Annotated in this window: 18 protein-coding genes; 1 reads left to right on the forward strand and 17 read right to left on the reverse strand. The window is 28.2% G+C overall.

All coding sequences use genetic code 11. From position 1 onward, the window contains the following. Positions 1-85 precede the first annotated feature (85 nt). Positions 86-457, forward strand: coding sequence for a YraN family protein (locus CP523_RS00770; protein WP_066674623.1), 372 nt, complete (start codon positions 86-88; stop codon positions 455-457). On the opposite strand, the gene CP523_RS00775 is transcribed toward CP523_RS00770, so the two are convergent. From CP523_RS00775 to CP523_RS00855, 17 genes are all read right to left on the reverse strand, one after another. Then, positions 454-1272: a ribonuclease HII gene (locus CP523_RS00775; RefSeq protein WP_066674622.1), complete on the reverse strand. Its 819-nt coding sequence runs from the start codon at positions 1270-1272 to the stop codon at positions 454-456. The genes CP523_RS00770 and CP523_RS00775 overlap by 4 nt on opposite strands. Continuing rightward, entirely contained in the window at positions 1273-2160 is an 888-nt protein-coding gene (gene ylqF / locus CP523_RS00780; protein WP_066674617.1) for a ribosome biogenesis GTPase YlqF, read from the reverse strand. It abuts the gene before it with no gap. Between the two features lie 117 nt (positions 2161-2277). Next, the gene (rplS, locus tag CP523_RS00785) at positions 2278-2628 is read right to left on the reverse strand and encodes a 50S ribosomal protein L19 (RefSeq protein ID WP_066674614.1); all 351 of its coding nucleotides are present in this window, start codon (positions 2626-2628) and stop codon (positions 2278-2280) included. Positions 2629-2743: 115 nt separating this feature from the next. Beyond that, a complete protein-coding gene (trmD, locus tag CP523_RS00790; RefSeq protein ID WP_066674611.1) occupies positions 2744-3457 on the reverse strand; it encodes a tRNA (guanosine(37)-N1)-methyltransferase TrmD in 714 nt (237 codons plus the stop codon). Then, on the reverse strand, positions 3447-3944 hold the full coding sequence (gene rimM / locus CP523_RS00795) for a ribosome maturation factor RimM (RefSeq protein WP_066674608.1): 498 nt from the start codon (positions 3942-3944) through the stop codon (positions 3447-3449). Before rimM ends, trmD begins: the two co-directional genes overlap by 11 nt. Before the next feature lie 102 nt (positions 3945-4046). Then, the gene (locus CP523_RS00800) at positions 4047-4286 is read right to left on the reverse strand and encodes a KH domain-containing protein (RefSeq protein ID WP_066674656.1); all 240 of its coding nucleotides are present in this window, start codon (positions 4284-4286) and stop codon (positions 4047-4049) included. Between the two features lie 48 nt (positions 4287-4334). After that, a complete protein-coding gene (gene rpsP / locus CP523_RS00805; protein WP_066674605.1) occupies positions 4335-4580 on the reverse strand; it encodes a 30S ribosomal protein S16 in 246 nt (81 codons plus the stop codon). A 38-nt stretch (positions 4581-4618) separates the two neighbouring features. Next, positions 4619-5971: a signal recognition particle protein gene (gene ffh, locus CP523_RS00810; RefSeq protein ID WP_066674602.1), complete on the reverse strand. Its 1353-nt coding sequence runs from the start codon at positions 5969-5971 to the stop codon at positions 4619-4621. A gap of 16 nt (positions 5972-5987) precedes the next feature. Continuing rightward, positions 5988-6317, reverse strand: coding sequence for a putative DNA-binding protein (locus CP523_RS00815; protein WP_066674599.1), 330 nt, complete (start codon positions 6315-6317; stop codon positions 5988-5990). A gap of 80 nt (positions 6318-6397) precedes the next feature. Next, a complete protein-coding gene (ftsY, locus tag CP523_RS00820; RefSeq protein WP_066674596.1) occupies positions 6398-7309 on the reverse strand; it encodes a signal recognition particle-docking protein FtsY in 912 nt (303 codons plus the stop codon). Between the two features lie 12 nt (positions 7310-7321). Next, entirely contained in the window at positions 7322-10885 is a 3564-nt protein-coding gene (gene smc, locus CP523_RS00825; protein WP_066674594.1) for a chromosome segregation protein SMC, read from the reverse strand. Positions 10886-11071: 186 nt separating this feature from the next. After that, on the reverse strand, positions 11072-12106 hold the full coding sequence (locus CP523_RS00830; protein WP_066674591.1) for an elongator complex protein 3: 1035 nt from the start codon (positions 12104-12106) through the stop codon (positions 11072-11074). Beyond that, positions 12099-12797 (reverse strand): ribonuclease III, encoded by a 699-nt coding sequence (rnc, locus tag CP523_RS00835; RefSeq protein ID WP_066674589.1) that lies wholly within the window; start codon positions 12795-12797, stop codon positions 12099-12101. The genes CP523_RS00830 and rnc overlap by 8 nt, the downstream gene beginning before the upstream one ends. Before the next feature lie 103 nt (positions 12798-12900). Then, positions 12901-13131, reverse strand: a complete 231-nt coding sequence (gene acpP / locus CP523_RS00840; protein ID WP_066674587.1) for an acyl carrier protein — start codon at positions 13129-13131, stop codon at positions 12901-12903. A 77-nt stretch (positions 13132-13208) separates the two neighbouring features. Then, entirely contained in the window at positions 13209-14210 is a 1002-nt protein-coding gene (gene plsX / locus CP523_RS00845) for a phosphate acyltransferase PlsX (RefSeq protein ID WP_066674585.1), read from the reverse strand. A 56-nt stretch (positions 14211-14266) separates the two neighbouring features. Then, positions 14267-14452: a 50S ribosomal protein L32 gene (gene rpmF, locus CP523_RS00850; RefSeq protein ID WP_021875537.1), complete on the reverse strand. Its 186-nt coding sequence runs from the start codon at positions 14450-14452 to the stop codon at positions 14267-14269. A gap of 2 nt (positions 14453-14454) precedes the next feature. Then, positions 14455-14967, reverse strand: coding sequence for a YceD family protein (locus CP523_RS00855; protein ID WP_066674574.1), 513 nt, complete (start codon positions 14965-14967; stop codon positions 14455-14457). Between the last annotated feature and the right edge of the window lie 197 nt (positions 14968-15164).

A 15164-nucleotide genomic window follows, 5' to 3' on the forward strand; every position in this document is an offset into this window, starting at 1 on the left:
AAACACCAATTTATAAAATTGACTAAATATATTTAAAATGGAAATATTAATAATAAATTATTTTTTAATTTTTAAAGGAGTTTTTATGAAAAGTTTTAATAAAGATATAGGAAATTACGGTGAAGATTTAGCATATAATTACTTAATACATAAAGGATACTATATTTTAAAAAGAAATTTTAGAAATAGATTTGGTGAGATAGATTTAATATGCAAAAAAGATGGGATAATTATTTTTGTAGAAGTAAAAAGTAGGTATAGCTCTTCATATGGAACTCCACTTGAAGCTATTACCTACTATAAACAAAAACAAATTATTAATTTATGCAAATTTTATATTACTTTAAATAAACTTTATAATTATAATTGTAGATTTGATGTTATTGAAATTCTCTTAAATCAAAAAAACAACTTATTTTTACTTAATCATTATGAAGATGCATTTAGAGAATCTTAAAATTCTAATATATTTTTAAGAAATGATAATCTATGAATATCACAAGGACCTACTTCTTTTATATGCTTTACATGACTTTCCGTCCCATACCCTACATTTTCTTCAAAACCGTAATTAGGATATTTAATGCTATATTCTTTCATTAAATTATCTCTATAGACTTTAGCTATTATAGAAGCTGCTGCAATACATGCTGATTTAGTATCCCCTTTTATTACAGATTTATTTTCTATATTAATATTTTTAATTAAATATCCATCTGATAATACTAAATCTGGTTTTATATTTACAGAATTGCATGCTTCAAGGAACACTTTATTATTACAATAAGCTATTCCCTTTTCATCTATTTCTTTATTTGATGCTTCTTTTATAGAATATGCTAATGCCTTTTTCTTTATAATTTCTGAAAGTTCCTCTCTTTTTTTCTTTGATATTTTTTTAGAATCATTAAGTCCTAAAATAAGATCTTCTTCTAATACATTTAAATCTAAAATAACTGCTGCTGAAACAATAGGTCCTGCCAAAGGTCCTCTTCCTACTTCATCTACTCCAGCTACATATTTAAAACTTCCAAAAGACTTATCAAAATTGTACATGTTTTGTACCCTTATTATTTCATCTTCGATTTTTTTCTTTTGCTTTTTTATTTTAGAACCTAAACTTTGAACATTTTTTCTTGAATCTAATTCTAACTTTTTTATTAGGATATTAAGACTATCATCTTTTAAAATATCTTTAATTATTAATTTATCTACTTTTTCTTTTATAATTTTATAGCTTAAAGTAGAAATATCTGTATTTAGAAGTTCCATTTAAATTTCTCCCTCTGATTTTTCATCGTCTTCTAATATATCATCAGGTCTTTCTAACGCAATATTTCCTATTTTTCCTCCTCTAAATTCATCTAATAGTATAACAGCTATTCTATTATAATTTATTTCTCCCCCCTTTATTAAACAACCTCTTTTTCTTGCAATTGAATTTAAAGTTTCTAAAGGTTCTTCATTTACTTCTTCAATTTTATATCTTTCTTTTAAATTTTCAGCATTATGTACCTGTAGCTTCTTTACTAAAAGATATGCTAATTCTTCTATATCCATTATCTCATCTTTTATTGCTCCAGTGAATGCAAGATTTAATGCCGTATTTTCATCTTCAAACTTAGGCCATAAAACTCCAGGAGTATCCATCATTTCTATATCCATTTTAGTCTTTATCCATTGTTTACTTTTTGTAACGCCTGGTCTATCTCCAGTCTTGGCTATATTATTTCTTGCCATTTTATTTATAAATGTAGACTTACCAACATTAGGAATACCTACTACCATAACTCTTACTTGAATTTTTACTAATCCCTTTGATTTTAATCTATCATGCTTTTCCTTAAGTAAAGCATCTAAAGTTGGTTTTATTTGATTTAATCCTTTACCTGTTATACAGTTTGCTTCAATAACTTTAACATTTTCTGACGTTAAATGTTTTATCCACATTTTCATAACTTTCTGTTCTATTAAATCACTTTTATTTAATAATATTATTCTAGGTTTATCACCACATAGTTTATCTATATCAGGATTTGCTGAACTTCTAGGAATTCTCGCATCTCTTATTTCTATAACTGCATCAACTAATTTAAGATTTTCCTTAATTTCTCTTTGTGTTTTCTTCATATGTCCTGGAAACCAGTTTATAGTAGCCATTTAAAATCCTCCTTATTTTCTTAGTATCTATATTATACCCATATATTTAATTTTCTATATTTTGCCTTAAACTAAAGAAAGGGACTTATTAAAGTCCCTTTCCACAACTAAATAAAATTATCTAGTCTTTAATTCTTTAACTTTAGCAGCCTTACCTACTCTATCTCTTAAGTAGAATAACTTAGCTCTTCTAACTTTACCTTTTCTAACTATTTCCATCTTTTCGATGATTGGTGAGTTTACAGGGAAAGTTCTTTCTACTCCAGTTCCTAAAGCAACTCTTCTTACAGTGAAAGTTTCTCTTAATCCACCGTTTTGTTTCTTTATAACTGTTCCTTCAAACATTTGAACTCTTTCTCTAGTTCCTTCTTTGATCTTAACATATACCTTAACAGTATCTCCTACCATAAAGTTTGGAAGATCATTTCTAATTTGTTCTGCTTCAATAGCTCTTAATATTTCGTTCATGTGTAAGTCCCTCCTTGTATAAATTTTGACGTTCTTAACAAATGTATTTGACAGAGGACCGCCCGTACTAACACAAATGTTATTTTAACATAATTAATATTATAATTCAACAATTTTATTTGTTTTTATTTAACATTTTTATATCTTCTTTAGTTAACTTAACTTTTTCATATAAGTCTTTTCTTCTTTTTTTTGTTACAATTAAAGACTGCAACCTTCTCCATTTTCTTATATTCTCATGATGTCCTGAAAGTAATACTTCTGGTACTCTATCTCCTTCAAAAAGTTCCGGCCTTGTATATTGAGGATATTCTAATAATCCATCAGAAAAAGATTCATCTATATAACTTTCCTCTTTTCCTAAAACTCCTGGTACTAATCTTAAAATGGAATCTATTACTGGTATTGCAGCCATTTCTCCACCTGTTAATATAAAATCACCAAGTGAAATTTCCATATCTATATGCTTATATACTCTTTCATCAATTCCTTCGTAATGACCACATATAAAAGTTAAGTCTTTTTCTTTTGAAAGCTCTCCTGCTATTTCTTGATTGAAAGTTTTACCTTTAGGTCCTAAGAAAATCACTTTACTATTACTAGATTTTTTGCAAAATCTTATTGCATCTACTAAAGGCTGTGGAGCCATAACCATACCTGCTCCACCTCCATATGGATAATCATCAACCTTCTTATGTTTATTTAGTGTAAAATCTCTAATATTAATAGCATTAATTTGTATAAGCTCCTTTTCTTTTGCTTTCCCTATAATGCTATGATTAAATATTTCAAACATTTCAGGAAATAACGTAAGAATATTAATCTTCATCTTGCCATTCTCCAACTGGTTTTATTGTTATTATTTTATTGTCTATATCTATATCTAAAACAATATCTAAAAGCACTGGTATTAGTATTTCTTTAGGTTCTCTAATCCAATATACATCATTATTCTTAGTTTGAAGAACTTCATATATCTTTCCTAAATTATTTCCATCTGTATCAACTACAGTACTTCCAATTAAATCTGTTATAAAGTAACAATCCTCTTCTAATTCAACAGCATCTTCTCTTGATATCTCTATGTATTTATTTTTATATTTTTCTGCCTCTTCTATACTATCTATTCCTTCTATTTTCACTATAACTCTATCTTTTTGGAATTTACACCCTATTATTTTTCTCTCAACATTATCAATTAAAACCTTTTCTAAATCATTGTATCTTTTAGGATCGTCAGTAAGTGGAATGACCTTAACCTCTCCCTTTAAACCATGAGTATTTACTATTTTCCCTACTCTTAAAATTTCTTTCAATCTCTTCACCTCTTAACATATTTTAATATATTATATCCATTTAAGCACTATCTTAAAATATTAAAAATTAAATCTATATGTGTAAAAAGAGTTAGGATTATCCTAACTCTTTACATCAATAATTTCTACTACTACTTTTTTATCTTCTTTTATTGCTGCTGCTTTGACAACAGTTCTAATAGCCTTTGCTATTCTTCCCTGTTTGCCAATTACTTTTCCCATATCCACAGGAGCAACCTTTAGTTCCAGAATAATTGATTGCTCTCCCTGAATTTCATTTACATGAACTTCATTTGGATTATCCACAAGGGATTTAGCTATAACTTCAATTAATTCCTTCATAAACATCTGTAACTTTATAAATATGTTACAGAGTTCACCTCCTAAAAATTACTTATTTATTCCTGCTTGAGCGAAAAGTCTCTTAACTACATCTGTAGGTTGAGCACCATTTTGTACCCATTTAGTAGCCTTTTCTTCATTGATTTTGATTTCAGCTGGTTCAGTTAATGGGTTATAATAACCTATTTCTTCGATGAATCTACCATCTCTTGGGCATCTTGAATCAGCAACTACTACTCTGTAGAAAGGTGCTTTTTTAGCTCCCATTCTTCTTAATCTAATCTTTACTGCCATGTTGTTTTCACCTCCTTCAAAGGATAAGTTAATTTATATTAACTCATAAAAGGTAACTTCCCTAAAAATCCCTTTTTAGCTTTCTTTTGTAATGATTTCATTTGCTTCATTTGCTTTCTCATCATATCAAAGCCTTTAATGAGTTTATTCACTTCTTGTAATGATGTACCAGATCCCTTAGCAATTCTCTTCTTTCTAGAAGATGAACCAACTAAAAGTTTTGGATTTTTTCTTTCTTTCGGAGTCATTGAATATATTATAGCTTTTACTTTGGCTAATTGTTTTTCACCTGCATCAAAATCTACATCTTTAAGTTCTTTTGGCATTCCTGGAATCATCTCCATTATCTTACTTAAAGAACCTAATTTTTTCATTTGCTCCATTGCTGTTAAATAATCTTCATAATTGAAGTCATTTTCCAGCATTTTAGCTCCTAAGTCTTGAGCTTCTTTATCATCAAATGCTGCTTGTGCTTTTTCTATTAATGAAAGAACATCTCCCATTCCTAGTATTCTCGAAGCCATTCTATCTGGATAGAACACTTCAAAATCGCTCATCTTTTCCCCTACTCCAATAAACTTAATTGGCTTTTCAGTCATATGTCTAATGGATAGAGCTGCACCACCTCTAGTGTCACCATCAAGCTTTGTTAATATAACACCTGAAACATCTAATGCATTATTAAAGCTTTCTGCAACATTAACAGCATCTTGACCTGTCATTGAATCTACAACAAGTAATATTTCATTTGGCTTAACTTCAGACTTAACATCTTTAAGTTCTCCCATTAACTCTTCATCTATATGAAGTCTACCTGCTGTATCTATTATAACTATATTATTTCCATTTTCCCTTGCATGAGCTATACCAGCCTTTGCTATATCTACAGGGCTTATTTTATCTCCCATCTGAAAAACAGGAATATCTATTTGCTTTCCTACAACCTCTAATTGTTTAATAGCTGCTGGTCTATATATATCACATGCAACTAAAAGAGGTTTTTTATTTTGTTTTCTTAATTGTAGTGCTAATTTACCACTCATTGTGGTTTTACCTGCTCCTTGCAATCCTACCATCATAATTACTGTAGGTCCTACAGAAGCAAAATTTATTTTACTTTCACTACCACCCATAAGATTAGTAAGTTCGTCATTAACAATTTTTATAACTTGTTGAGCAGGTGTTAAGCTTTCTAAGACATCACTGCCTACACACTTCTCGCTAACAGTTGATATAAACTTTTTAACTACTTTAAAGTTAACATCAGCTTCTAATAACGCAAGCTTTACTTCTCTCATGGCTTCTTTTATATCTTTTTCAGTTAGCTTTCCTTTGCCTCTAAGCTTTTTAAATGCTTCCTGTAACTTATCTGATAAACCTTCAAAAGCCATGTTAACCCTCCTATGATTATAAATCTTCTAAAGTATTTTTATACTTTTCATAATCCTTATCTGAAAGAGAATATTTTATTTTCAAATCCTCTAAAAGCTCTAAGATTACTTTTTCCTTCTTTAAACTCTTCTCTAGTAAGTTAAGTCTACTTTCATAGGATAGAAATTGTTTATAACACCTCTTTATCAAATCATGGATAGCTTGACGACTTGTGTTATTTAATTCAGCAATTTCACCTAAAGATAAGTCATCATTATAATACAATTCCATAATTTTATATTGTTTGTCAGTTAACAAGGTTCCATAAAAATCCATTAACATAGAGATTTCAACTCTATCTTCCATAAATATCACCTTACCCACAAAAGAGATTTTAACAAAACTATTCTAACCTGTCAAGTATTTTTACTTAACACTTTATTTTTTTAGAATAATGCTTCTGCAAAGCTTTCAGCATCAAATTCTTGAAGATCTTCAATACCTTCTCCAACCCCTATATATTTAACTGGTATATTCAATGTATTTTTAATTGAAATTACAACTCCACCTTTAGCTGTACCATCTAACTTTGTTAATATAATACCATCTATAGGACATACCTCCATAAATTGTTTAGCTTGAATAACTGCATTTTGACCTGTCGTTGCATCTAAGACTAACAATGTTTCTTTTTTAGCCTCGCTATATTCTCTTTCTACTATTCTTCCTATTTTACCTAGTTCATCCATAAGATTTTTTTTATTATGAAGTCTTCCAGCCGTATCACATATTAAAATATCTACATTTCTTGATTTAGATGCATTTATAGCATCAAAAACTACTGCTGCTGGATCTGATCCTTCTTGGTGCCTTACCAAATCTACCCCAGCTCTTTCACTCCAAACTTGTAATTGGTCTATTGCTGCCGCTCTAAAAGTATCTGCTGCTGCAAGTAGAACCCTTTTTCCTTCAGCTTTATTTTTAGATGCAAGTTTTCCAATAGATGTTGTTTTTCCTACTCCATTTACACCTATAACTAGAAGAACTTTCTTTTCTTCCTCTTCTTCTTTAGATTCAACTCCGTCTAAAAGCATTTCTTTTATAACTTCTTTTAATGCTGGGTACACTTCTTTTGTATCATTTATTTTTTCTTTTCTTATTTTAGCTTTTAGTGCTTCTATAATATCCATGGTAGTATCCATACCTATATCAGACATTACAAGTATTTCCTCTAATTCTTCATAAAGGTCATCATCAATTGTAATTGCAAGTTTTAATGCTTCATTTATTTTATCTGTTAAAGCATCCCTTGTTTTAGTTAATCCTGTTTTTAAATTGTCAAAAATCTTTCCAAACACTTTTGTGTCCTCCTAATTATTTTTTGTTAAATCTACCGAAACCACCTTTGATATTCCTTTTTCCTCCATAGTAACTCCATACATTATGTCACTTGCCTCCATAGTTCCTTTTCTATGAGTAATAACTATAAATTGAATATTCTCTGAAAATTTCTTTAAAAATTCAGCATATCTATAAACGTTAGCATCGTCAAGGGCTGCTTCTATTTCATCTAATATACAAAAAGGCGTAGGCTTCATCTTTAAAATAGCAAAAAGAAGAGCTATTGCAGAAAGTACTTTTTCTCCACCTGACATTAAATTTATATTTTGTAGTTTTTTACCTGGTGGTTGAACATTTATATCTATATTAGCTGTTAACTCATCACCATCTGAAAGTATAAGTTCAGCATTTCCCCCTTTAAATAATTCATTAAAAGTCTCATTAAAATTTTCATTTAGAATCTTAAAATTATCTTTAAATAATTCCTGCATTTTAGCAGTCATTTCATTTATAACACCTAACAACTCTGCTTTTGCCTTATTTAAATCTTCCTCTTGGGTAGACATAAATTCGTATTTTTCTATTACCTCTTCATATTCAGCTATTGCAGCTAAATTTACAGTACCAAGGCTTGTTATATTGCTTTTTATACTAAAAATCTCATCCTTTACTTGTGATACACTTGTAATTTTAAAGGCAATTTCTAAAGCTTCAGCTAAAGTAAGATTTAGTTCTTCATTTAATTTTTTATAATAACTATCTCGTTCACTTTCACTTTTAGCATTTATTATTTCTTTTTTATTTAGTTCATTTTCTTCAACTCTTATTATATCAACTAACTCGTTAATTAGTCCCTCTTTTATTTTAGATTTATCCTTTAAAGAAATTTTTTCTATTTCATAAGCTTTAAAAACTTCATCTAAAATATCTATTCTCTTTTTAAACTCTTCTATTAACTCATTTTTAACTTTAATTTGTTTATCTAGATAAACTATATTTTCTTCTTTGGCTTTTGACTCTAACTCTAAAGCTACTATCTTTTCTCTTTTCTCTTTTTCTTCTCTTTCTTTTCTTTTTATCTCGGAATATTTTCCCTGAAGGGATTCATCTAAGGTTGCTTTTTCTATTTTTAATTTTACACAACATTCTTTACTATTTTCAACAATTATATTTTTCTCATTTAAAGCAAGTTCAAGATTTATAGCTTTATCTTTATTTTTTGTATTTTTATCTTCTAAAAATTCTAATTTATTTTTTTTATTTAATATTTCCTCTTCTAGCTTATTTAAAGTATCTTTATTAAACAAAATTTCTTTTTTTGATATCTCTAATGAATTTTTTAATTTTATTTCTTCATTTTTTAAAGCTTTTATTTCACTTTCAAACTTAGTAATATCTATAGTCTTACTATGAACTTCATCACTTTTATTTAAATTCTCATCATCTAAAGCCTTTACTTCTCTCTTTATTTCTTCTAATTTTTCAATTTCTTTATTATATATTTCTTTATTTTTAGATATTAATTCTTGAAGTTCTGAAAGCTCTCTTCTTCTTCCTAATATACTCGAATTATTTTTTTTATATATACTACCTCCAGTTAATGCTCCTCCTGGACTTATAACTTCTCCTGACAATGTTACTATTTTTACTTTATGTTTTCCTATTTTAGATATTTCAAGAGCTGAGTCCATATCCTTTGCTATAATAGTTTTTCCAAGGCAATAATCCATTATATCTTTAAATAAAGGATCAAATTTTATTATATCTGATGCTATTCCAACATATCCATCTAAAGTTTCTATTTCCTTGGATAAGAAAATCCTATTTCCTTTAATTATATTAACTGGTAAGAATGTAGCTCTTCCCAAGTTATTTTTCTTTAAATATTCAATTAAAAACTTTGCAGTATTTTCGTTTTTAGTAATTATATTAGATATAGCTCCACCTAAAGAAATCTCTATAGCAGTTTCATATTTTTTCTCTACTGTAAATACTTCTCCTAAAACTTTAGTTCCTTTTGCTTCATTTATTTTTCCACTTTCTATTCTTTCCATAAGTCTTTTTACAGACATTTGATATCCTTCATAACTCTTTTCCAAATCTCTAAGAGTTGTAAGTTTTCCTTCTAATGTATTTGTATCTTTTGTAATATTCCTTATTATAGCTTCCTTTTTACTTAAATTGCTATTTAAAATGGCAATTTTCTTCTTATTATTTAATATTTCATTTTGTATATTTTTTCTTTCCCTAATAGAGATATCTATATTTTCTTTAAGTTCCTTTACTGTTGCTATATTTATACTAATATTTCCCTCTATTGTTTTTAATGTACCTTCTCCAGTAACATTTAATTGTTTCTTACTTATAATATCCTTATTTAAAATAGCTATACTATTTTTTATTTCTGATATTTTCCTAAGAACTTCAAATTCATCTTCTTTTAATTCCTTAAGTTCATCTGTAATCTTTTTAATTTCAGAATTTAATTCACCTATTTTATTTTCTAAGTTGTGTATTTCTTTTTCTTTTTCTTGTTGTTCTTTTATTTTTTCTTCTAAACTTTTTAAAAGGTTATCTTTTTCATCTAAAGATTTTACCAAAGACTCTTCTAATTCCTTTAAATTAAATTTATCTCTATCTATACTGTCATTTAAATTTTTTATTCTCTCTTTAAATATTTCTATATCATTAATACTTTGAGACAATTCTTCTTTTTTGCTATAGTATTCTCTTTTTTCACTTTCATTTTTGTTTTCAAGATTTTCTAAAGATTTCTCTAAATTTGAAAGTTCTTCTTTATAATTATAAAGTTTTAACCTTTTTTCTTCTATTTCCTTTTTTCTTTCTATAATATCTTTATTGATATTTTTTATTTCTTCTTCAATTTTTTCTATGTAATATGTTAAAATAGATACTTCTTTAATCTTAAGTTCCTCTGCTAAAGCCTTATATTTTATAGCTTTCTCCCTTTCTTCTTTTAAAGGGCCTACTCTTTCTTCATATGTTGAAATTATATCTCTTATTCTTATTAAATTATTTTCTGTATTAGACAGCTTCTTTTCCGCTTCTTCTTTTCTAGATTTAAACTTAACTATACCTGCTGCCTCTTCTAAAAGAGCTCTTCTTTCTTCAGGCTTACCACTTAATATAGCCTCTATTTTACCTTGTCCAATTAAAGAATATCCCTCTTTTCCTATACCTGTATCCATAAACAGCAAGTTTATATCTTTTAATCTACATTTTTTATTATTTATTAAATATTCTGTTTCTCCTGATCTAAATATTCTTCTTGTAATAGTTACCTCAGTATATTCAGTATCTAAAGAGTTATCTGAGTTATCTAAAGTTAAAGAAACCTGGGCAAGACCTACTGGTTTTCTAAATTGAGTTCCAGCAAATATTACATCCTCCATTTTTCCACCTCTTAAAGTCTTAACGCTTTGTTCTCCAAGTACCCATCTAACTGAATCAGATATATTGCTTTTCCCACTTCCATTAGGTCCAACTACAGCAGTTACACCTTCTTTAAACTTTAACTCGGTTTTATCCGCAAAAGACTTAAAACCTCTAATTTCTAGGGATTTTAAAAACATAAGTCCACTCCTTATCTAACCAATGATACTAACAAACTTACACTAAACATAACCACCATAATTATAGTAATAATATATACCATTTTTTGCCTTGTTTGTTTTTTCATAATATCACTTCCTCTATATTATTTAAGTTTATAGTAAACTTCATAAAATATCAATATAAGGTAGGCATAAAAGCCTACCTTATATTATTACCTCTTCTATTTTTTTAACTACAATAACTCTTAATGTTCCTCTTTTTAATTTATCCTTAGTTAATACTTCTATACGGCCTTTATGTTTATTTTTAAATTCATTAAAATATATTTTTTTATTTGCGTAAAGTTTACTTAAATCTTTTGGGTTAACTTCTATTATAATATTATCCTCTTCTGAAACCCTCTTTTTTATTTCATCACACATTAAATTGCTTTCAACAAGCTCCCTAAATGCTGGATGAAATGGTCCATCAATAATGTCTTTCCCCCAAGTTATAGATTCTGTCGGTTGAAGTCCTATTCTTATAACCTGAACCTTAGCTTTATTATAAAGCTTATACATTTCTTTTGATACATTAACTGCTTCTTCTAATGTATATGGAACATACTCCCCTCTCTTATACATTTCCTCCATTGGAGTATCTTTTATAACAAGAGATGGGTATATTCTACATAAATCTGGTTTCATCTCAATGGATTTTTTTACTGTCTCTATATCTTTATTAAAATTATCTCCAGGAAGACCCGGCATAATTTGATGACCTAAAATAAAACCATATTTTTTAATTAAATTTGAAGCTTTATAAACATCTTCTGAAGTATGACCTCTTCCTGATAATTTTAAAATATAATTATCTAAAGATTGAACACCTAACTCTATTATATCTACTTTATATTCTTTTAAATAACTTAATATATAATCATTTATAGCATCTGGTCTTGTAGACATTCTTATTTTATGAATAAATCCTTTTTCTTTAAAATCTTTAGCAACTGCTAAAAGTTCTTTTTGTTTACTTACATCTATAGCTGTAAATGTTCCTCCAAAGAAAGAAACCTCTACTGTAGATTCATTTTTATTTATGGTTTCTAAATATTCTAAAATAGTTCTCTTAACATCTTCACCTGTTACCTCATCATTTACAACTTTCGCTATCCTATTTTGATTACAAAAAACACATTGATGTGGACATCCCTGATGAGATATAAATATAGGAATTATGTAGTATTTTTTACTCATTCATTTCCTCCAACAATTTTAAAGCTTCTTTAGCAGCATTTTGTTCTGATTCTTTTTTACTATATCCTTCACCTTTTCCAAACTCTTTATGATCTATTATTACTGCTGTAAAGAATTTTCTTCTATGGGGTGGTCCTTCATATTTAAGAAGCTCATATACAATTGAAACCTCACCGGACTTTTGAAGTTCTTCTTGAAGTTTAGTTTTATAGTCTAAAACTATATCATTATTTATTGCCATTGTTATAATTTCTTCAAAATATCCCAATATAAAATCTTTAACAAATTCTAATCCTTTGTCTAGATATATAGCAGCTATTAAAGCTTCTACTGAATCTGCTATAATAGAAACCCTCTCTCTTCCCCCTGTTAACTCTTCTCCTCTACTAATTCTTAAAAAGTTACCTAGGTTTAACTTCTTTCCTATTTCATATAATGAGTTTTCACATACAATTAAACTTCTAATTTTAGTTAACTCACCTTCACTTTTATTTTTATAATTTAAAAATAAATATTCAGTTACACATAACTGCAATATTGCATCTCCTAAAAACTCAAATCGTTCATTATATTCTTGATCCTTATGTTGATTTGCATAAGAACTATGAGTTAATGCTGTTTTTAAAAGTTTATTTTCATTAAAGGAGAATCCTATTGTTTTTTCAACTTCTTTAATATTAAATCTGTTCATGTTTAATACACTCCTTGAAGTTTATTCTTCAATTTGCTGTAAATAACAAATTCAAGAATAAACCAATTATCTAAATAAAATCCCGCTTAACAGCGGGATAGTATTATTCTTCAACGTTCTCTTTTAAATATTTAACAACGTCTCCAACAGTTTTGAAGTTTTCAGCTTCTTCATCTGGAATTTCCATGTCTAACTCATCTTCTAGAGCCATCATAAGTTCTACTAAGTCTAATGAATCAGCGTTTAAATCTTCAACAAATGATGCTTCCATAGTTATATCATCTTCGCTAATACTTAACTTCTCAGCTATTATTTCCCTTATCTTTTCAAACATAACTTTCACCTCCTAAATACACCCATTTAGATAATATTATATATTATTTATCTAGTCAATATACATAAAGGCATAAATTACATATTATTTTTTAGTTCTTCCTTAATCTTTTCTAGAACTTCATTATCGTAGAAAGTTTTAGTTTGCCTAATTGCGTTTTTAAAAGCTTTTCCATCTGAGCTTCCATGAGCTTTTATACAAATGCCATCAACACCTAAAAAAGGTGCTCCACCATATTCTTTATAATCAAATTTAATTTTAAGTTTTTTAAATACAGGTTTTAGTAATCCCGCACCTATTTTACTCATAAAACCTGATGATAATATTTCTTCTTTTATCATTGTTAAAAGAGTTTTTGCAACTCCTTCATACATTTTAAGTAAAGTATTTCCAACAAAACCGTCACAAACTAATACATTTACATCACCTGTTGAAGTTTCTCTTGGCTCTACATTTCCTACGAAATTTAAATCTTTTTCTTCTTTTAAAAGTTTATGAACTGCTTTTGTAAGCTCATTTCCCTTTTCTTCTTCTGCACCTATATTAACAAGACCTATTGTTGGATTTTTTGTTCCTATTACTTCTTGGTAATAAATTCTTCCCATATGAGCAAATTGAACTAAATAGTTTGGCTTTGAATCAACATTAGCTCCTGCATCAACTATCATAAAACTACCATTTTTACCTGGCATAATTGGTGCTAATGCTGGTCTTTCAACACCCTTAATTCTTCCAACCAACAAAGTACATCCAGCTAAGAATGCTCCTGTACTTCCTGCTGATATAACTGCATCACATTCTTTATCTTTAACTAGCTTTAATGCCTTGCATATGCTAGAATCTTTCTTTCTTTTTAACGCCCTAACAGGATGTTCATTTGTAGATATTACTTCTCTTGCATCTATAACCTTTACAAGGTTTTTATCATAATCGTAATTTTTTAATTCTTTTTCTATTTCTTCTGCTTTACCTGTTATATAATATTCTATACCATTGTATTCCTTAAGAGCTAACATAAGGCCTTCTATTACAGCTTTAGGTGCATTGTCTCCACCCATACCATCAATAGCTATTTTCATAAATACCACTGCCCCTTTTCTTTATATATAAAGAAAAGAAAGTCATTAGACTTTCTTTATTCTTCTGATGAAGCAACTACTTCTTTACCTTTGTAGAATCCACAGTTCTTACAAACTCTGTGAGCTAATTTCATTTCGTGACATTGTGGACATTCAACTATTCCAGGTAAGCTTAACTTAAAAGTTTGAGCTCTTCTTGAATCTCTCTTTGCTCTATATGTTTTTCTAGCAGGATTTCCCATTATTACACCTCCTTATTTCCAAACAACTCTTGTAGCTTTGCCATTCTTAAGTCTACATCATTTGTCTCGCATTGACAAGTGTCGATATTAAGATTTTTACCACATTGGTGACAAAGTCCTTTACAGTTGTCTACGCAAAGTCTCTTAATAGGTAAGGTTGAAATAATAATATTTTCAACAATTTCGGTGATATCAATTGAATCACCTTCTACAAATACCACTTCTTCATCTTCTTCTAGAAGTTCACTGTTATTTGTAAACCTTTCTTCTATATCAATATCTATTGGATAGATAAAGGCCTCTAGGCATCTTGAACAATGTAGTTCAAGTTTAGTTTTTATAGAAGCTTTAAATACTAATATGTCTTCAAAGGCTCTAACTTCCCCTTCAACATTAACAGCTTCTACTGCTTGTATTTTATCTCCATCGTAATAAACAGGAGACAAATCGTATGTTACATTGATTTCTTTTTTTCTATTTTTTTGTGATATTAAATCTGAAAATTGTATAATCATATGTATTACTCTGAACAATGTTCTCATGTCCTTTAGGACACATTATGTACAAATTTTAAATTATGTACATAGCTTGAGTAAAGCTACTTTTCACTCCTTAAATTTATTTACTGAACAAATAAACACAACTTATTATATAAAGTGCAGGATTAAAAGTCAAGCAGTTTATTTCAAATTGCTATTATAATAATTCTGCA

Source organism: Clostridium septicum (assembly GCF_003606265.1).
Lineage (GTDB): Bacteria > Bacillota > Clostridia > Clostridiales > Clostridiaceae > Clostridium > Clostridium septicum.

Excerpts from the sequence above, each read along its gene's own strand:
- rpmF (WP_021875537.1), bottom strand. The coding sequence starts at position 14,452 with ATGGGAAATCCTGCTAGAAAAACATATAGAGCAAAGAGAGATTCAAGA.
- CP523_RS00855 (WP_066674574.1), bottom strand. The coding sequence starts at position 14,967 with ATGATTATACAATTTTCAGATTTAATATCACAAAAAAATAGAAAAAAA.
- ffh (WP_066674602.1), bottom strand. The coding sequence starts at position 5,971 with ATGGCTTTTGAAGGTTTATCAGATAAGTTACAGGAAGCATTTAAAAAG.
- CP523_RS00770 (WP_066674623.1), top strand. The coding sequence starts at position 86 with ATGAAAAGTTTTAATAAAGATATAGGAAATTACGGTGAAGATTTAGCA.
- rpsP (WP_066674605.1), bottom strand. The coding sequence starts at position 4,580 with ATGGCAGTAAAGATTAGATTAAGAAGAATGGGAGCTAAAAAAGCACCT.
- CP523_RS00830 (WP_066674591.1), bottom strand. The coding sequence starts at position 12,106 with ATGAGTAAAAAATACTACATAATTCCTATATTTATATCTCATCAGGGA.
- acpP (WP_066674587.1), bottom strand. The coding sequence starts at position 13,131 with ATGTTTGAAAAGATAAGGGAAATAATAGCTGAGAAGTTAAGTATTAGC.
- CP523_RS00815 (WP_066674599.1), bottom strand. The coding sequence starts at position 6,317 with ATGGAAGATAGAGTTGAAATCTCTATGTTAATGGATTTTTATGGAACC.
- plsX (WP_066674585.1), bottom strand. The coding sequence starts at position 14,210 with ATGAAAATAGCTATTGATGGTATGGGTGGAGACAATGCACCTAAAGCT.
- CP523_RS00775 (WP_066674622.1), bottom strand. The coding sequence starts at position 1,272 with ATGGAACTTCTAAATACAGATATTTCTACTTTAAGCTATAAAATTATA.
- trmD (WP_066674611.1), bottom strand. The coding sequence starts at position 3,457 with ATGAAGATTAATATTCTTACGTTATTTCCTGAAATGTTTGAAATATTT.
- rnc (WP_066674589.1), bottom strand. The coding sequence starts at position 12,797 with ATGAACAGATTTAATATTAAAGAAGTTGAAAAAACAATAGGATTCTCC.
- ylqF (WP_066674617.1), bottom strand. The coding sequence starts at position 2,160 with ATGGCTACTATAAACTGGTTTCCAGGACATATGAAGAAAACACAAAGA.
- rplS (WP_066674614.1), bottom strand. The coding sequence starts at position 2,628 with ATGAACGAAATATTAAGAGCTATTGAAGCAGAACAAATTAGAAATGAT.
- smc (WP_066674594.1), bottom strand. The coding sequence starts at position 10,885 with ATGTTTTTAAAATCCCTAGAAATTAGAGGTTTTAAGTCTTTTGCGGAT.
- CP523_RS00800 (WP_066674656.1), bottom strand. The coding sequence starts at position 4,286 with ATGAAGGAATTAATTGAAGTTATAGCTAAATCCCTTGTGGATAATCCA.